Below are 18,334 nucleotides of genomic sequence, written 5' to 3'. Positions count from 1 at the left end.
TAAGTTCATTATGAACTTTTGAGTGCCAATTCGCAAACAATGATGGTAAAATAATGAAAGAAACTAAGGAAATTCAAAGGAGGATGTATGAAATGGGTTTTGTTTCCGAATGGGTACAATATGGAGAACAAGGGGAATATATTGGATATGCCGCCAAACCGGCTCAGCCGGAATCTGGTCTGCCAGCGGTTATGGTGCTGCAGGAAATTTTCGGTGTGGACGAACACATTCAGGATGTAACCGACAGGCTGGCCCGAGCAGGGTATACGGCCTTCGCACCGGATCTGTTCTCTCGAAACGAAATACGTCCAAACCATTTCACAGCTGAGAGGATCGAAGCTGCCAAAGTGTTTATGGACCAGCTGCCTCCCCCAGGATGGCGTGATGTGAATGCAAGGAACAAGGTTCTTTCCTCTTATTCTCAGGAGCAGCAGAACCGTATCGTCGAAACGATTGAGGCCATGTTCGCCGCCACTTCGCCGGTTCAACACTTGGAACAGATCTTGGCAACAAGCCGGTTTTTGCAGGAGCAATATGCTTCAAGCCGGGGAGCCAAGGTCGCAGCATTAGGTTTTTGTATGGGCGGCGCTTTATCCGGTTATGGTGCGGTCCATGATCCCCGATTGTCATGTGCAGTCGTGTATTACGGCAATCCACCGGAAGCGGAAACCATCTCGGCTATCCAGTGTCCTGTCATCGGTTTCTATGGACAGCTGGATACGAGAATTACGGAGCAAATTCCTGCATTTGCCGAAGTGATGAAAGAGAATGGCAAACCCTTTGAATATCATGTTTACGATGAGACCCCTCACGCTTTCTTTAATGACACACGCAAATCCTACCGAATCCAAGCATCCAGAGATGCATTCTCTCGTACCCTGGGTTTTCTCAACCTACATCTAGGATCATAATGGAATCACCCCAGGCTCATTCCGTATAAAAGAACAGGCAGGTTGTTCCTCCGGTGCACTGCCCTTATTATTATTTTGTATATACAGATATACCGTTGCCATTACGGATTACGATTCGCAAAAAGGTGGGATTCAGTTATGAAAATCATTGAACATCCATTCCGACCGGGTACTGTCAGTTTCTATAATGAATTAACCGGCAAACGCAGCTATTGGTTTAGTGCCCACAACTTGTTCACTGAAGTAATGGATAATGAGGAAGCAATCGAACTCATGCTGAACTGGGGGGAGTCAGAGGTGGAACAAGCTGTTGTTCAGTCCGTTCTGTCGGAGGAGCATTGGGTAAGTGATCAGACGGATTATGAATCCGCTGTGGTTTCCCCCGTGAAAAAATAATCACCCTCAAGGTGCACTTTGTGCACGGTGAGGGTTTCGAAAACTTTATTCCTGCATATCTAACCGTTCCGTTATGATCCGGCTGCATGTTTTCAACTCGCGGATATACTGCTGGACCTGGCTATCGTAAAAATGTGCCGTTGATCCGGCTACGCTGATCGCGGCAATGACTTCCCCGTAGTCGTTAACTACCGGAACCGAAACGGAGCTGACGCCCATTTTCAATTCATCATGGCTTACGGCGTAGCCTTTCTTATGAATATCGGCAATACAGCTCCTCAACCTATCATGATGGATTATTGTTTTGCCCGTATACGCGATTAATTCGTTCTGCAGTAATCTCGAAATTTCGCTTTCGCTTTGATGCGCCAGCAAGATCTTGCCTACAGAAGTGCAGTGCAACGGAACTCTGCGCCCAATCTGCGTGATAGTCCCTAAATGATCGTCAGGGAGCAGTTTGCAAATATAAACGACTTCTCCGTTATCGTAAACTCCCATATGGACAACCTTTCGCAAGGTTTTTGTCAAGCGTTCAAGGAAAGGCAGGGAAACCTTTCGTAATTCCATTTCATGATACACAGCGAAGCCTAGCTCTAATGCCGCCAATCCCAGATGGTATTTTTGCGATTTTTTATTTTTCTCGACCAAATGATCTTCGCTTAACGTACGAAGCAAACGGAACACTGTGCTTTTTGCCAGTCCCAGACGCACACTCAATTCGCTGATTCCCATTTCCGGATTTTCATGGGTAAAAACCCGTAAAATGCGGAGCGCATTATGCACAGAAGATAACGTTTCTTGCTGCTTGGCCATGAAATGTTTCCTCCTAGCTAGTTTGATTTCACATACAGGAACAGCCGTCTTTACCGTACCCGTTCAGCGTATTACATTAAGGATATAACCCTATTACTCAGGAGGCTTATCTCATGTACGATGTACACACTCATTTTATTCCGGACGAGGTTATGCTCTGGCTCCGAGACAACCATGCTCGAGTAAACGCCAAATGGGAAAAAAAAGATCCGGCAAAGGCGGAATTTCTGACGGTTAACGGAAAATGGTCGTTTGAATTAAAAGAAGCATTTGTCCAAGAAAGCCTGTATCTCTCGGAACAAAAACGTGCAGGCGTAGTTCAGTCGTTAGTCTCACCGATACCGCAGTTGTTTCTTTACGAATTTACCAGCGATATAACTGAAGAATTATCTAAAGTCTATAATGATGCGTTAGCGAACATGTCCAGGCGTCATGATTCGGTTTACGCCTTAGCTTCTCTGCCATTGAACGATCCGCTTCTTGCCGCAGGTGAATTGAATCGGGCCATGTCTTCCGGACTCAAAGGCGCCATTATCGGCCCTGGCCTTACGGACAAAATGCTGACCCACCCTGATTTTATCCCGTTATGGGAGGAAGCAAACCGCCTGGGTGCCATTTTATTTATCCACCCGCTTCTTTGTGAGGACCCTCGTCTCCAGAATCGAATGATGCCCAATCTGATCGGTGTGCCTTGGGAAACAACCGTTTGCTCCGCAGATATTTTATTAAGCGGCTGGTTGGACCGATTCCCTCAAGTAAAACTACTGCTAGCACATGGCGGAGGATTTTTACCTTATCAAATCGGTCGTATGAACAAAGGTTACGAGCAATGGAAAGCAGTCTCCTCTGTTCTTCAAGCCCCGCCGGTTGAATATTTAAAAAGATTCTGGTTTGATACTGTACTCTGGAATACGGATGCTTTACAATATTTAATAGACTTGGCTGGTAAAGAGCAGGTGGTGCCTGGTTCGGATTTTCCTTTTGATCTATGCGCTTGGCCCCCACAATTCGAAGGTACCTCGGGTTTTCAAAGCCTGATGAGCGGCTAATGCATTATCTTCACAACAGAGGTGATCCCTTACCCATGGAATTAAAAAACATAGAAGCCTTCCTCATGGTTGTTGAAAAAGGCAGTTTCTCCACCGCTGCGGAAGCGTTATTCGTCACCCAACCTACAATCAGCGTTCGCATACAAATGCTGGAGCAGGAATTACAAAATTCCCTGTTCAACCGAATCAGCGGACGAAAGGTGATCCTCACCCCTACAGGTGAAAAGGTGCTGCCTTATTTCCGCGAAGCTTATGAAAATATTACAAACTGCCTGTTGGCCTTAAAGGAATCATCACACGAACAAAAAACCATCACCATCGCATGCCCCAATCACATGGGTGTGGAAATCATGCCAGAGTTACTGAAAGCGCTTTATAGCATTTTTCCACATATCGATTTTTCAGTAAACATCAGCACGACGAAAGAAATACTTGAAGATATTCGTTCAGGCACCGTAGATATTGGTCTCGCCTATATCCAGTCCGCTTCCGAAGTCAAAGACTTGAATGCCATTCACATTGTAAATGAACAAACGATATTGGTCTGTTCACCGGAGCATCCATTAACTCAAGCCGGAACCATTTCTACCACTGAATTGAAGAAGGAACGTATTATCACGTACAGCAAGCCGTTTTTGACCACCCAGCTGATTGAACAATACTTGAAAAAAAACAATTTAAAGGATGTTCAGATGGTGGAAATCAACAACCTGGGCTGGATCAAAATGATGGTAAGAAAAGAACTTGGCGTTGCTTTTTTGCAAGAAATGATTGTTAGCGAAGAATTGAGAAACGGAACGATTGTCGAGCTGCCGATAAATCAGCCTCTTCCAACAGCCCCAATTTATTTGGTGCTCGGATCCCAGCTGCAGCAAGAGATTCAGGAAACCGTAGTATGTGCTACAAAGAAGCTGTTTAAGCAGCGATAGCGATCATGTTTCAAAGCATCCGGCTGAGGGGTATCCCGCAGCCGGCTTTTTTAGTAAGCAATCGTTCGTTTTTTTGAACGCTATTTCTCATAATCATAAGGGATAAAACTGTTCGACAAATCATACGGATGCTGGATAAAGCCCTGCTCAATGCACGCTTGATAGAAGGTTTGCAATATAGGCTTGTTTTCGGACCAGCCGTTCTCGTTCCAATCCCTGCCGCCCAGGCTGGATTCTGTTTGGTGCAGATGCCAATCGGCGAATGGCAGGTAAAGGCTTGACATGTGTGCCACTTCCCGATAGCCCAACGCCTTGGATTTCTCGTACACCTCCATAATCTCATCAATGATTTCCGGAGAGCTTTGCACGATGTCATCTTTGATCGCCATCACATGCGTAATGGGAGTGATTCCCGAATGTTGAACGAATTGAATCTGTTCTTCGGGGGATGGCGGAAATAACCACCGCAGGCCTTCAAAGCGATCAGGCTTTCGGGCGTAAAAGAAGCAATCGATGTCTCCGCTGCGCAGCAGGTCTTCGGGTGTCCCCCCCAAGTACTCCCAATTCATCTGATGGTCCTCAGGGTAAGGCATGTTGTCCATTCGATCCTTACGAAGCGGGCACCAAATGATATCCTTCGTGTCTACTCCGTAATGATGTGTCAACAGCCATCTGTGCCAGATCGAAGCGGTAACCCAGTACTGAAATACGGCCACTTTTTTCCCTCTTAAATCCTTATAGCTGTTTAAGTCCGATTCTTTGGAGCAAAAGGCATAAACCTGAGGGATTTTTCGGGAAAATACCGGCAGCGCCTTCAAGCTGGAATCCTTTTCCTGGACCTTGAGAAACGTAGCCAAAGACATTTCTCCGATATCGAAATCACCTTTAACCGTTCGCAAGGTGCACTCATCAATGTTTTTTACATTTTCGGGAGTATAATCGAATCCCTTCGTTTCGATAGAATGGTTAAGCAGCGCCATCGTATGAAGGTAAAACGTGCTTCCGATTTTCAAATTACGCTTAGACAATGTTCGTTCAACTCCTTTGTTCTTAAATTACACTTCTACGTGCCCGACCTTCCCGATTCGCGGGTCGGACGCGCCTTCCCACATATCCGTGGTGCGCAGCGAGTTGTCCAGCATTCTTGGCTCCCGAGGGTTCTCCTCCGGAAATTCCTCCATGCCCAGCGTATATTCCAAGGTCAAGCCGTCCGGATCCAGAAAATACATAAAAATACTACCCGAGGCCAAGTGACGACCAGGACCGAAAATAACCGGTACATTATAATTCAGAAGACGATTCCTCGCTGCTCCCACATCGTTGATATCCGCTACCTTGTAGGCGATATGAAACATGCGAAGATCATCGCCCTGCGAAATACCGAAGGAGTGATGAAACGGGCTAGGAAAACAGCGCATAAAGGCAAAGTACATTTCACCATCCGGTTTATGCCGGGTGTCGGATATTTTAAAGTTCAACACATCTGTGAAAAAACGTACGGTCTCCTGAAGATTAGGCACACGCAGCACAATATGATCCAGCTTCAACACTTTAATCGGGTCGGGTTGATAAGGCTTGGCTCTTTGCATCATCCGATTATATAATTCGAAAGTGACTCCGTTGGGATCTTTAAACCGGAACGCCTTATCGATTTTAAGCAGGGATCTTTCCGCTTTATCTACCTCTACCGGATGACATCCGGCTTTCTCCAGAAGATCGAAAGCTTTCTCCAGCTGCTGCGTGCTTTCCATTTCAAACCCAATTCTCTTGAGTCCCGGTTTATCGGATTTATTCAAAACCAGATTGTGGTAATCGGAACTGGACGATAGAAAGGCGATATCCTCCTTGATATCCCCAACCTGATCCAAACAAACCATGTCCCGGTAAAAATTCACGCTTTGCTGCACATCCGTCACGTTGAGCGCAATATAGCCAAGCTTTGTATAACGGATCATATTCAACCCTCCTATTTCGTCTAGGTATTCACTAACGAGTTAAAGCAAAATGCTTATCGAGCCCAGCTGCCCCAATTCCTCGGCGTCCAATATTGCTTTGCGCTCGGCAATTTTCAGTTGCCCGTCCTCGACTGCAAATTTATATTCATACACACCGACGTACTGCCTGATCTGTTCATTCCTTCTGTATCTCATCACTATAAAGTTGGCGGATGCGGAAATCATCTCGCTATCGCGAGCCGTAATTCGAACATTGGTAATCAGTCTTCTTGTTCGGGAGTGCGGGTTCTCCGCGTGGGCGTGACGGCTCTTCAACCTTTTGATCCTCGAACGAATACGGTCAATGTTATCCGCAACATGGAATAACGTGTTTTCCGGATTGCCTTTTGGCACATCATTGGGCGGGACAAGATACCAAGCGTCCTCTGTCAACAGCTCTCCCCATTCGTCCAGCCGCCATTCATCCAGCAAATAAGCTTCGTGATATAAAAAATCTTCAACGTCAGATCGTTCAAAATCTTGCGTTGTCGTCCTCTCGCTCATATGAACTCCTCCTAGCCGCATGTACTTAGTTTGTACCCAGTGTCGTCTCGCCTGTCATTAATTCGTTCCATCTTCTCCAGAACGTACGCAGATGAATTTCATCCGTATTCAGCTGTTCTTCTTTGTGCAGCCCACGTGAAATATCGGACCACTCGACTTCTTGATACGTCTCGTATCCTTGCTGAGCAACTTCTAATGCCTCCACATCGTCTGGAGTGGCAAATCCCCCCGGTCCGTAGAAGGTTAAATAACTGTCCAGCCTGACTCTTCTTGCTACCGGGCCTTCTTCTTTGGGGCCCAATGCCCAAGCCGTTACCTTCATCTGATTATGGCTAACCGGGAAGAAGGTTCTGACTGTAATCGAGGAGCCATCATTGATGACGAGATTGGGGAATATCACGAGATTCCGGTTTGTTTCCGCTATTCGCATCCCCTTCTCTTCACCCAGCCGCTGCACAAGCTCTTTTCGCTTCTCCTCAATCACCGGTTTGGCATCTTCCCCGTAGATGGGCATCCACCGTGCGATCGGCCGACCCCTATAGGTTTTGTTATCGATGACGGCATGCCCGTTGCCAAGCGGCTTGCCGATCCCGTGCGCCGGCATTAACAGGCCTTTGGGAAGAGCGATCTCCACACCGGAATCCTTCAAATAGTCCAAATAAGTAATGTGCGTAGGCACCACATGGTAGTCGTCAAAGCTGTTCTCCACAAGCAGCTTCCAATTCGCCTTCATGTCATACTCCTGGGTACCTTGAATAATTTCCATTTCATCGATTTCGGATTGGTCTGCGATCAGATCCAAGTATTCCTTAGCACCGGCCAAATATTCGTCCAACGAAATCGCATGTTTATCGAAATTCAAAAAGTAGAAGCCCCTGTAGCTTTCCAAACGCGGAACGTTGTGCAATCCCATATGGGATTTATCCCAACCAGGCGGATATGAATCTTCTCCAGGGATCGCAATGTTATCCCCTTTGTTACTAAACGTCCACGCATGATAGAAGCAGCGGAAAGTTTTGCAATTGCCTTCTCTTTCCCGACATACGATTGCTCCGCGATGGGAGCATGTATTGAAAAACGCATTCACTTGACCGCCGCTATCCCGATTAAATATAATCGGCCTGCCCGCGACATTTCTTGTGACGAAGTCGCCTTTTTTCGACACTTCTGATTCATGTCCCACATATATCCAGCATTTATTAAAGATAATTTCGTTCTCTTTGTCCAATAGTTCCGGTCTTGTAAAAACGGAACGGCTTACCTTAAACAGCATGCGTTCCGGATCATCGATGATAAAGCGTTTACATTGCAATTGAGTTTCCTCCTCTAGCTTTAAGTTCAAATGTCTTTTCTCTATTTCAATAATAAGACAGTTCTCTCAAATGCTCCAATTGAAAGTGTCAATCGGCACCCATTGACAAAATTTATGACCATGAGAAAAGCCGCCCCCTATCAAGGAGCGGCTTCTCTTATCTGCCTGGAATATCGGAAACGGAAACCCCGCCAATCCCCCAGTGAGTCTTGGGAACTTCCGTTACCAGTACGCGGACGGACTCCCTTTTGACCTCAAGTTTATCAACAACGGCATCGGTAACCCCTATGATTAATTCTTTCACTTTCTCAGGGGAACGTCCCTCAAGAATCTGAATATTTACAATAGGCATCGTTCATTTCAACTCCGTTATGTTTTTGACTACTCTTCTACTCTGAATTCCATCGTTCCTAGACCATCCCATTTGACGGTAACCGTATCCCCTAGCGAGAGCATCAAGGCACCGGTAATTCCGCCGGTAAGGATGACCTGGCCTGCCTTCAGTTTCTGTCCCCTGCGGGACAGCATGTTAGCCAGCATCGCAACTGATTGAGCGGGATGACCTAATACGGCGGCGCCCGCGCCCATATCTTTCAGTTCGCCGTTAATCGAGAGGGTAACGCCTACTAAATCCAGCTCCAATTCTTCCGGCTTTCTCATCGTTGAACCGATAAACACCCGCGAACAAGAGGAATTATCTGCAATCACATCCGGGAGAGTAAATTGAAAATTTTCATATCGGCTGTCAATAATCTCTAGAGCGGGAACCACATATTCTGTTGCAGCGAACACTTGCTCGTTGGTAACCCCTGGGCCCTCAAGATCCTCCCCGAGAATAAAAGCGATTTCCGCCTCCACCTTCGGATGAATCAATTCGTTCAGGTGCAGCACATTGCCATCGACCACCATGTAATCAAAAATGTAACCGTAAATCGGCTCTTCCACATTCATTTGCTTCATCTTGGCGTGGCTCGTCAGCCCCATCTTGGGGCCTATGATGCGATAGCCCTGCCCAAGCTTAATACCGACGAGTTCCTCTTGAATTCGGTAGGACTCCTCAACGGTCAGATCGGGATGCTCCGCGGTGATTCGGGTGACTTCCCTTGTACCGACTTCAGCATCGATCAAGAATTGGGCTATATTGATATATTGGTTTCGATCCATAACATCCTCCTAGAGCGAAGCTACTTTATTTGTCTTTTTGGCAATTTCTGAAGCGACATCTACAATCATATCTTCTTGTCCGCCTACCACTTTACGCTTGCCCAATTCCACCAGAATATCCCTGGAATCCAGGCCGAATTTTTTGGCGGCACGCTGCGCATGCAGAAGGAAGCTGGAATAAACCCCCGCATAACCGAGCACCAGGCCGTCTCTAGTAATTTCCTGCGGTGTAGTTAAAATTGGAGCGACAATCTCCTCAGCAAGGTCCATCATTTGATATAGGTCAATTCCGGTTTGAATGCCCATGCGATCCAATACCGCAATCAAAACCTCTGTCTGCGTATTGCCCGCGCCAGCGCCAAGGCATCTTACGCTGCCGTCAATCCAGGTTGCCCCTTCTTCCATAGCCACCAGCGTATTGGCCATAGCCAAGGACAGGTTGTTGTGGGCATGGAAGCCAATGTTGACCGAAAGACTTTGCTTGAGCGCGCTGATTCTCTCCTTCACCTGATGAGGAAGAAGAGCCCCCGCGGAATCCACGACATACACCGTATCCGCGCCATAGCTTTCCATCAATTTGGCCTGCTCCACCAGCTTTTGTACCGGGGCCATATGCGACATCATCAGAAAGCCCACTGTCGTCAGTCCCAATTCTTTGGATCTGGCAATATGCTGCGCTGATACGTCCGCTTCGGTAACGTGGGTTGCAATACGAGCCATCCCAACTCCCAGCTGGGCGGCTTTGTTTAAATCTTTAATCGTACCGATGCCCGGCAGCAGGAGCACGCCAACTTTCGAATTTTGGCATACCGAAACGGCAGCCTCAATCAATTCCATTTCATTGGTCCGTGATAATCCGTACTGCAGGGACGAGCCGGCAAGTCCGTCACCGTGAGAAACCTCGATAAAAGGCACGTTCGCTTCATCTAAGGCTTTAGCTACACTCGTGACCTGCTCAACCGTATACTGGTGAGCAATAGCATGGCTCCCGTCACGAAGCGCAACCTCCGTTATCACTACATCGCGTTGTTGTGACACTTTCATTCTCCCCTTCCCGTTACACCGCAGATTGGCTTATTCTATTTTTAGCGAATTCTTCCGCCACTTTAACCGCAGACGCCGTCATAATATCGAGATTGCCGGAGTACTTCGGCAGATAGTCCCCTGCTCCCTCCACCTCCAGGAACACGGTCACTTTATTGCCATCGTATATCGGCTCGGTACGAAGTCGGTAACCCGGAACGTACGATTGGATATAGCTTACCGTGTCCGTGATGGAGCGCGATACGGCGGCTTCGTCGATCTGCCCCTCCACTAACGCATATACCGTATCCCGCATAAGGATCGGCGGTTCCGCAGGATTCATAATAATGATCGCTTTTCCTTTTTTGGCTCCACCGATTTGTTCAAGACCATGAGACGTCGTTTCTGTAAATTCATCGATGTTGGCGCGCGTTCCGGGGCCTGCGCTCGCACTTGAAATCGTGGCTACGATTTCGGTATAGCTCACCGGATGAACACGGTTAATGGCATGTACAATAGGAATGGTAGCTTGGCCTCCGCATGTAATTAAATTAATATTGTCCGCATCCATGTGCGCGTTCAGGTTCGCAGACGGAATGACATAAGGCCCTACAGCCGCCGGCGTCAAGTCAATGGCAAGCTTACCCGCTTCTCTTAACATTTTGGCATGACGGATATGAGTTTTGGCCGAGGTGGCGTCGAACACGATGTCTGCTAATTCCGGAGCTTCCTCTAAAAACTGTTTTAAACCGCCGGCAAATGTCCGGCATCCGATTTCCTTAGCCCGGCGCAGGCCGTCCGATTCGGGATCGATCCCGATCATCGCCGTTAACTCCAATATTTCGGAGCGTCCAAGTTTAATCATTAAATCCGTCCCAATATTCCCTGAACCTAGAATAGCCGCTTTCACCTTAGACATTCTGTACCTTCCCCCTTACATCATGATTTAGTCGGTAAACCTTACGCTGACTTCGCCAAGATGAGCCAATCGTGCGCTGAAGGAATCTCCTGGCTCCGCATTGACCGCTGCAGATAGCGCACCGGAAAGAATGACCTCGCCCGCTTTTAATACGATACCGAATTCGAATAATTTGTTCGCGAGCCACGCTACGCAGCTGGCGGGATGGCCAAGAGCCGCCGCGCCTACCCCGGTATTCACCATTTCACCATTCTTATACAAGACCATGCCGATTTGCGCCAAATCCACTTCATGCACCTTCACCGGATTACCGCCCAATACATATAAACCGGAGGAGGCATTGTCAGCGATCGTATCCTGGAGCTTGATTTTCCAATCCTTGATCCTGCTGTCCACAATCTCAAGCGCAGGCACCACATATTCCGTAGCTAGCAATACGTCGGTCACCGTCACCCGGGGTCCGATCAGGTCCCGTTTTAATTTGAAGGCGATTTCCGCCTCCACTTTAGGTTGAAGAACGCGGTTGAACGGAATTGCCCCTTGGTTTTCTACCACCATGCTATCCAACAAATGGCCATAGTCCGGTTGGTCCACACCAAGCAGTTTTTGCATGGCGAGCGAGGTTAGGCCGATTTTTTTTCCGACGATTTTGGCTCCGGCCTCGACTTTTCGTTCAATGGTCTTTAATTGGACATGGTAGGCTTCTTCGATCGTGATGTTTGGCTCCAAAACGGTTAATGGCTCTACGCCGGCTCCCGATTGCTCCGCTTGCGCCAGATGGTCCGCGAATGACACGCTCTTAATCACATTCACCGCTATTCCTCCTTCATCAAAGCTTAATGCAGATATTGGTTAACTCAGAGTAAAATTCAAGACTGTGCTTTCCGCCCTCGCGGCCGATGCCGCTTTGCTTCATCCCGCCAAAAGGAGTGCGGAGATCGCGCAGGAACCAGGTGTTCACCCATACAATGCCTGCTTCGATTTGTCCGGCAACACGGTGTGCACGGCGCAGGTCGTTAGTCCAAATGGAAGCGCTTAATCCATAGTGAGTGTCATTCACTTGAGCCAAAACTTCTTCCTCCGTATCGAAGGGAATGACCGTGACGACCGGCCCGAAAATTTCTTCCTTTACGGTTCTGCAGTTGCTATCCAGCCCTACGATAATGGTAGGCTCTAGATAAAAGCCTTTATCAAGCCCCTCCGGTCTCTGGCCTCCAGTGAGAATCGTGCCGCCTTCCTGCTTGGCCAACTCGATGTAGCTGTTTACCCGGTGAAAATGTTCTTCACTGATCAGAGCGCCCACTTTCGTTTTGGCTTCAAATGGATCGCCTACAACGAGCTCTTTGGTTTTTGCTACGAACTTCTCCAAGAATGATTCATATGCAGGACGCTCCACATAAATTCTCGATCCGCAGAGGCAAACTTCCCCTTGATTGATAAAGCTGGACTTCATCGTAGTTTCAATCACTTCGTCCAAATTCGAATCCGCAAAAATAACATTCGGGTTTTTGCCGCCCAATTCATAAGATAAACGTTTTAAGGTTTTCGATGCGGCACTCATGATGATTTTCCCGGTTGTCGTTTCGCCAGTGAACGAAATCCCGTTGACGTCAGGATGCTCTGTCAAAGCTGAGCCGGCGGAATCCGGTCCGAAGCCGTGCACCAGGTTCACCACGCCATCGGGAATTCCTGCATCCTTACAAATTTGACCGAGAAGCGTCGCTGTCATCGGTGTTAGCTCAGCCGGTTTCATCACAACCGTGTTTCCAGCAGCCAGACATGGGGCCAGCTTCCAGGTCATCAGCAGCATCGGAAGGTTCCAAGGATTGATCAAGCCCACGACGCCGAGCGGACGGCGAATAGCGTAGTTAATAGCCACGTTATCCATTTGATATGCTTCCGTCCCGTCGGAACGCAAATAATCGGCAAAAAAATGAAAATTATATGCGGCCCTCGGAATATCGATGCTGCTCGAAAGCCAAATAGGTTTACCGGTATCGATTGACTCCAGTTCGGCAAGCTCCTCCTTACGCTCCAGAATCAAGTCCCCCACTCTGCGGAGAACAGCGATTCGTTCATTCATCGTCATGGTCTTCCAAGGGCCGTTTAACGCTCTCTTGGCGGCGGCAACGGCGAGATCAATCTCTTCCTTGCCTCCTTCAGCAACCTTACCGATCACCTCTTCCGTTGCCGGATTGATGTTATCAAACGTCTTTCCATTCAATGATGGAACGTATTTCCCGTCAATAAAATGCATGCAGTCGATTGCCTTTGTTTGTGGCTTGCTCACGGATTGTGTCTGCATTGAAACCATCCTCCTCAGCATAGTAAAACCTGTTATAGTTTTGGATAGTTTCATCTTAAATCCGAAGCCCGGCCCTCACAAGGTCCGCGTTCTGTTATATGGAACTCGAATGTATGGTTATAATCTGGCGGAAGTTTAGGCACGCTATCACATGGAGGTGATCGTTCATGAGTGGAAGAAACAGTAAACCGGACAATGACGGACCTGCAAGCAGTCCAAGCCGACTGGATCAATTCGGTGACAAGCTGGCGGAAGACACCGTTTCTCGCGAAGCCGCAAAAGCAAGCGATACCGCCAAGAAGAACAAGCGCTAACGCTATAAGAGCAAGCCACAAAGAGCCGCCTGTTGCCCCGCGCAATAGGCGGCTCTTTGATTACCCCTCCAATAATGTGTTGGTAATGAAATTATATAACAAAATGGTTGCGCTTGACATGTACAATATAAAAACCGACTAATATAGTAAGGTGGACACGAACACTATAGGGAAGAGGAGGAATGCGTTTTGAATAAACGATGGTTGTCTTATGTCCTGTCGGTTACCCTAGGGGTTACTACCCTACTATCCGTTGTCCCCTCATCCACCGCTGCTGGCTTAAGCGGCTTCAAGGATACATCTCGCCATTGGAGCTCTAAAGCCGTCACATGGGCAGCAGATAACGGCATTGTTAATGGATATGAGGACGGCACTTTCCGTCCCGACCAAGTGGTTTCCGAACCTGAGTTTCTCGCCATGCTTCTACGTGCTTACCCGGAAACGGCCGTGTCTACTGCTGGACCCGGCGCTGCTTGGTACGAGCCTTATTATAATTATGCATGGGGGCAGCAGTGGCCTGTTCTTAATAATGCTAACCGAAGCTTATACAACCGGGGATATGTGGCGAGATTAATCGCTGCCACGCAAAACGGCACGATGGGCTTGAACGATTCCATCCGTTATTTGCTGGACCAGGGCTTGTCTCAAGGGAAAACCGCCGCTACGATCGAAGGTTATAAAGCAGTGGACAAATTAACCCGTGCCGAAGCGGTTCAGTTCATTCTGAATATGAAGCAAAATTCCTTCCGCTTGCATGCAGCGCCTGCCCAGTCCAAACCTAGCATCCCAGCGGCTGCGAATGCTGCGATATCCGTGAAAGGCATTGCGATCGGCGATACCGTCGATTCAGTGACAGAGAAGCTCGGAGCACCCGCTCGCAAGGATGCAAGCGAGTATGGCTTTCACTGGTATATTTACAACCAAGATTACAACGACTACGCGCAAATCGGCATTAGCGGAAATAAAGTCGTTGCGCTATACTCTCCATCGGCCAATTGGCGCACTGACCGCGGAATAGCCGATGGTTCAGGCAAAGCTGAAGTGGATAAGCAGTACGGCACCCCGGTTTCGTTCATACTGAAAGGCAACACCCGTTTCATGACGAATTACGGCAAAGGCGAGCACGGAACCTATGAGATTAGCGATGCTTATGTCACCTTCTTCTACGACCTGCATCGGAGCAATGTCGTCACTGGAGTCCAAGTGATCGGCAAGTCAACGGAGATTTCGCTGGAAGCCTTCTACCCCAAAGCCAGCGATGCGCTGGCAAGAGCTTACGAGCGTCAAAGCATCGACCTTGCCAATGCGGGAAGAGCCAAGCTAGGGCTTGCGCCATTCGCCTGGGATGATGCAATAGCCTCCACAGCTCGCAAACATAGTCAAGATATGGCCGCCAAGGGCTACTTTGACCATTCGAATCTAAGCGGTCTTAGCCCGTTTGACCGAATGGAGCAGGACGGCCTCAGATTCCGCGCTGCAGCCGAGAACATTGCCGCAGGCCAAACGAGCGCCATCTTCGCCCATCATGGCTGGATGAACTCTGAAGGCCACCGCAAAAATTTGCTTGGCAGCTTTAAGCGCTTGGGTGTCGGAGTGCACTTCGGCGGAAAACTCAACATCTATTACACACAAAATTTTTACACGCCCTAAATCATTGTGAAACAGAAACAACGCCTCTTTCCTGGCATGCTGCCAGGAAAGAGGCGTTGTTTCGTTGGTATAGCTCTGCAGGAGAGATCAAAGCCCCTGCTTCTCCATGTATTCGAAGAGAAATGATTGACCGTTCCGGTAAAAGCGAGGATCGTACAAGCCAAGACGCTTGTCGTCTTCCACGATGACAACGAACGGCGACCACTCGTACAGCGTCTTTGCCTTCGGATTGGTGGCAAACAGTGTCTCCAAGTCGGCATCTTCATTCGACTTCAGTTGGGTCACCGGATGAATGCCAGTCCATACCGTTCCCCGGGACAGGACGATCGTGTCGCCATTCTTCCCGATAACCGTGAACGTCCCCGGCACGAAATCCGCGGCAAGCGCCACCTGCTCATATTGGTGATCTACCTGCTTATAGAGTGTATAGCCCTGGACAGATTGCAATCCCACGTGCAGGGCGATCAGCAGCCATACGGTACGGTAAACTCGGTGCGAAGGCCCCTGTAACCGACCGCTGCGTTTGCGAAGAAAGACCCACAGCCATCCGCCGAGCATAAGCGCCCAGAACACCAAATCGACGATCGGGATGGTTCCGAAAGTAATGCGCACGGTCGAGAACGGCTCCAAATAGCCAGTCCCCCAAGCGTTGAACAAATCGCTGGTGCTGTGGATGAACACGGCGATCAAGCCGATGACAAACCAGTTCCAGCCCTTGACCTTCCATAGAAGCCGGACAATGCCAGCAATCAGGGCTGCAAAAACCGGCACCATGAAGAGCGAATGGGTTAATCCCCTATGCCACATCTGATAGCGCCCCGCCGTATCCCACCAAGCGGAGATCACATCGATGTCGGGAATTTGCGAGCCTGTTACGGTCGTGAACAGGAGCGCCTGCTTCTCCCTGCGTGTCATGCGGGTTTTATTTACGGCGCCATATAGCGTTAAACCAAACAGCGTATGCGTAATCGTATCCATCTAGCCGTGTCTCTCCCCCTCTTGACGTGACTGAACATCTACTTACTTTAGTATAGCTCATGTACGGTTATGGAGACAAATGGATACGATTGCATTTCATATGCAAGTCATTGGCTCTATAGTGAAGCCGCTGTTTAGCGCAAAAAAATCACCGCTCAGCTATAGCTGAACGGCGATTTTATCTTCACTGCAGTACGCTTGAATGGAGAAGGTGAACGTAGAGCCTTGCCCTGGGACCGATTCCGCGCGAATTGTCCCACCCATCAGCTCCACCAGCTTCTTGCTGATCGAAAGACCCAGACCCGTACCTCCATGCCTTCTTGCACCGGAATCCAATTGATAAAAGGGCTGGAACAAATCAGCAATATACGACTCATGAATGCCGATTCCTGTATCTCGGATCATGAATTCAAGCTGTAATTGCTCCCCCTTTCGGTAGGCTTGGCGAATCGACACCTCAATCTTCCCATGTTCCGTAAATTTGACGGCATTGCCGATCAAATTGATTAACACCTGCTTGAGCCGTCCTTCATCGCCAATGATAATCTCCGGCACAGCCGGATCCACGTAAAACGCGAGACTCAATCCGCGCTGCCGTACCTCGGGAATAAACAAACGCAGCGTGTCGTTCAAACAACCCTGTAGATGAAAAATCTCCGGCTTTAACGACATTTTTCCCGATTCGATTTTGGAGAAATCGAGCACATCGTTAATGACAGACAACAGATCCTTGCCGCTCTTGCTGATAATCTTCACATATTCCTGCTGCTCCTCATCCAGCTCCGTATCCATTAGGATTTCGCTCATTCCGATAACTCCGTTGAGCGGCGTCCGGACTTCGTGGCTCATCACCGTCAAAAATTCGCTTTTGACTTTAGCCGCCTGTTCGGCTTCCTTCTTAGCTTGAAGCAGCTGCTGCTCCGTTTTTTTCTGTTCCGTGATGTCCTTTGAAATCGTATAAATATCTACAATCTTCTCCCCTTCAATCATAGGAACAATTGTCGTGCTTAAATGTACAGGGTATCCCAACTTATGCCTTATCGTACATTCGACCGTCTGCGGCGTTCCCATCACTACCTTGGCGAAGCAGGAGCGGATTTTTATACTGTCCCTCCGGCTTAGGAAGCGGGTGAAAGGACGGCTCAGAAACATCTCCCGGTCATATCCCGTGATAAGTTCCGCTGCCGGATTGGTCCGCAGGAGCCGACCGTCTAAATCAAACAGACACACCATATCGGGATTATGTTCAAAAATAAAATCGTACCTCTTTTTGTTCGAGTCCGCAAGCCGTAAAGCAAATCTTCTGTCCATAAACTGGATCACGGAAATTAACATCAGAAACAGAAGAGCCGCGGCGCCAATCCAATAAGCAAGCAGTAGTTCCTCGCTCTTTTGGGCACTACCGGATGGAGAGACATATGTTTTGAATTCGGCTGCCATCATCCCGGCATAATGCATGCCGGCAATAGCTGTCCCAAGCAGAGCGGCCGAACCGACCTTAGACCAGCGGGAAGACTTGCGCCCTCTTCGGCGGCCCCCCCCCACATACAGGACCACGAAGGAAGTAATGAAGGCAATCGAGACAGACAAACCCGTCCAATACGGGTTAAACGAAATGGTTCCCGGAAGCCGTAACGCCGCCATACCGGTGTAATGCATACCCGTAATGGACAACCCCATAAACAAGCCCCCGAAAAACACATGAAAACCGGATACCGAACGGCTCAAGATCACGGACAACGCAGCCCAAGAGGCGAACACCGGCAGCACCATGGATAAAATAAGAAACGGGATATCATATTGAACATCGACAGGCAATTGAAAAGCAAGCAAACCGACAAAATGCATCGACCATATTCCTAGCCCCATGACGCCGGAGCCACGCCAAATCCGTAACGCTCTTGCCCGTCCGTTAAAAGTCAAGACCCGCTCGCACAGGGTGATTGCGTAATAAGACGAGACTAACGAAATAACGATCGACAAACCAACGAGAGGGAAGCTATAGGTTCCGTGCAAATGTTCCATGCCTACACCTCGATTCCGGGCTTTATGTTGAAACCGATGAAGGATTCC

The 18,334-nt window shown here is 48.6% G+C and carries 19 protein-coding genes; 6 read left to right on the top strand and 13 right to left on the bottom strand.

Features of this window, described 5'->3' with window-relative positions:
• Positions 1–92 precede the first annotated feature (92 nt).
• Both JOE45_RS21340 and JOE45_RS21335 read left to right on the top strand, forming a co-directional pair.
• Complete coding sequence (locus JOE45_RS21340; RefSeq protein ID WP_210022454.1) at positions 93–911, top strand: dienelactone hydrolase family protein; 819 nt, start codon at positions 93–95, stop codon at positions 909–911.
• Between the two features lie 138 nt (positions 912–1,049).
• On the top strand, positions 1,050–1,307 hold the full coding sequence (locus JOE45_RS21335; RefSeq protein WP_210022455.1) for a hypothetical protein: 258 nt from the start codon (positions 1,050–1,052) through the stop codon (positions 1,305–1,307).
• Positions 1,308–1,352: 45 nt separating this feature from the next.
• Here JOE45_RS21335 and JOE45_RS21330 read toward each other — a convergent pair whose 3' ends face one another.
• Positions 1,353–2,120 (bottom strand): IclR family transcriptional regulator, encoded by a 768-nt coding sequence (locus JOE45_RS21330; protein ID WP_210022456.1) that lies wholly within the window; start codon positions 2,118–2,120, stop codon positions 1,353–1,355.
• Between the two features lie 113 nt (positions 2,121–2,233).
• Here JOE45_RS21330 and JOE45_RS21325 point away from each other — a divergent pair, with 113 nt between their 5' ends.
• Both JOE45_RS21325 and JOE45_RS21320 read left to right on the top strand, forming a co-directional pair.
• Complete coding sequence (locus JOE45_RS21325) at positions 2,234–3,169, top strand: amidohydrolase family protein (RefSeq protein WP_210022457.1); 936 nt, start codon at positions 2,234–2,236, stop codon at positions 3,167–3,169.
• 35 nt (positions 3,170–3,204) lie between these two features.
• On the top strand, positions 3,205–4,098 hold the full coding sequence (locus JOE45_RS21320) for a LysR family transcriptional regulator (protein WP_210022458.1): 894 nt from the start codon (positions 3,205–3,207) through the stop codon (positions 4,096–4,098).
• 80 nt (positions 4,099–4,178) lie between these two features.
• Here JOE45_RS21320 and JOE45_RS21315 read toward each other — a convergent pair whose 3' ends face one another.
• The 10 genes from JOE45_RS21315 to JOE45_RS21270 form a co-directional block, all read right to left on the bottom strand.
• The gene (locus tag JOE45_RS21315) at positions 4,179–5,126 is read right to left on the bottom strand and encodes a substrate-binding domain-containing protein (RefSeq protein WP_210022459.1); all 948 of its coding nucleotides are present in this window, start codon (positions 5,124–5,126) and stop codon (positions 4,179–4,181) included.
• A gap of 27 nt (positions 5,127–5,153) precedes the next feature.
• Positions 5,154–6,053 (bottom strand): VOC family protein, encoded by a 900-nt coding sequence (locus JOE45_RS21310; protein ID WP_210022460.1) that lies wholly within the window; start codon positions 6,051–6,053, stop codon positions 5,154–5,156.
• A gap of 39 nt (positions 6,054–6,092) precedes the next feature.
• Entirely contained in the window at positions 6,093–6,596 is a 504-nt protein-coding gene (locus JOE45_RS21305; protein WP_210022461.1) for an aromatic-ring-hydroxylating dioxygenase subunit beta, read from the bottom strand.
• Positions 6,597–6,621: 25 nt separating this feature from the next.
• Complete coding sequence (locus JOE45_RS21300) at positions 6,622–7,908, bottom strand: aromatic ring-hydroxylating oxygenase subunit alpha (protein ID WP_245247108.1); 1,287 nt, start codon at positions 7,906–7,908, stop codon at positions 6,622–6,624.
• Between the two features lie 157 nt (positions 7,909–8,065).
• Positions 8,066–8,260 (bottom strand): 4-oxalocrotonate tautomerase, encoded by a 195-nt coding sequence (locus JOE45_RS21295; protein ID WP_210022462.1) that lies wholly within the window; start codon positions 8,258–8,260, stop codon positions 8,066–8,068.
• Between the two features lie 29 nt (positions 8,261–8,289).
• Positions 8,290–9,072: a 2-keto-4-pentenoate hydratase gene (locus tag JOE45_RS21290; protein ID WP_210022463.1), complete on the bottom strand. Its 783-nt coding sequence runs from the start codon at positions 9,070–9,072 to the stop codon at positions 8,290–8,292.
• 9 nt (positions 9,073–9,081) lie between these two features.
• Positions 9,082–10,110 carry a 4-hydroxy-2-oxovalerate aldolase gene (gene dmpG / locus JOE45_RS21285; RefSeq protein WP_210022464.1) on the bottom strand — a complete coding sequence of 343 codons (1,029 nt, stop codon included), beginning with the start codon at positions 10,108–10,110 and terminating at the stop codon, positions 9,082–9,084.
• A gap of 19 nt (positions 10,111–10,129) precedes the next feature.
• Positions 10,130–11,014 (bottom strand): acetaldehyde dehydrogenase (acetylating), encoded by an 885-nt coding sequence (locus tag JOE45_RS21280; RefSeq protein WP_210022465.1) that lies wholly within the window; start codon positions 11,012–11,014, stop codon positions 10,130–10,132.
• 27 nt (positions 11,015–11,041) lie between these two features.
• Complete coding sequence (locus JOE45_RS21275) at positions 11,042–11,827, bottom strand: 2-keto-4-pentenoate hydratase (protein WP_210022466.1); 786 nt, start codon at positions 11,825–11,827, stop codon at positions 11,042–11,044.
• Positions 11,828–11,843: 16 nt separating this feature from the next.
• Positions 11,844–13,319: an aldehyde dehydrogenase gene (locus JOE45_RS21270; protein ID WP_210022467.1), complete on the bottom strand. Its 1,476-nt coding sequence runs from the start codon at positions 13,317–13,319 to the stop codon at positions 11,844–11,846.
• A 167-nt stretch (positions 13,320–13,486) separates the two neighbouring features.
• Here JOE45_RS21270 and JOE45_RS21265 point away from each other — a divergent pair, with 167 nt between their 5' ends.
• Both JOE45_RS21265 and JOE45_RS21260 read left to right on the top strand, forming a co-directional pair.
• On the top strand, positions 13,487–13,633 hold the full coding sequence (locus tag JOE45_RS21265) for a hypothetical protein (RefSeq protein WP_210022468.1): 147 nt from the start codon (positions 13,487–13,489) through the stop codon (positions 13,631–13,633).
• Positions 13,634–13,822: 189 nt separating this feature from the next.
• On the top strand, positions 13,823–15,283 hold the full coding sequence (locus tag JOE45_RS21260) for a CAP-associated domain-containing protein (RefSeq protein ID WP_210022469.1): 1,461 nt from the start codon (positions 13,823–13,825) through the stop codon (positions 15,281–15,283).
• Positions 15,284–15,370: 87 nt separating this feature from the next.
• Here JOE45_RS21260 and JOE45_RS21255 read toward each other — a convergent pair whose 3' ends face one another.
• The gene (locus JOE45_RS21255; RefSeq protein WP_210022470.1) at positions 15,371–16,261 is read right to left on the bottom strand and encodes a metal-dependent hydrolase; all 891 of its coding nucleotides are present in this window, start codon (positions 16,259–16,261) and stop codon (positions 15,371–15,373) included.
• A 159-nt stretch (positions 16,262–16,420) separates the two neighbouring features.
• The gene (locus JOE45_RS21250; RefSeq protein ID WP_210022471.1) at positions 16,421–18,286 is read right to left on the bottom strand and encodes an MHYT domain-containing protein; all 1,866 of its coding nucleotides are present in this window, start codon (positions 18,284–18,286) and stop codon (positions 16,421–16,423) included.
• Positions 18,287–18,334: the final 48 nt, after the last annotated feature.

Source organism: Paenibacillus sp. PvR098 (genome assembly GCF_017833255.1).
Lineage (GTDB): Bacteria > Bacillota > Bacilli > Paenibacillales > NBRC-103111 > Paenibacillus_G.
This window is presented reverse-complemented; position numbering and strand designations above follow the sequence as displayed.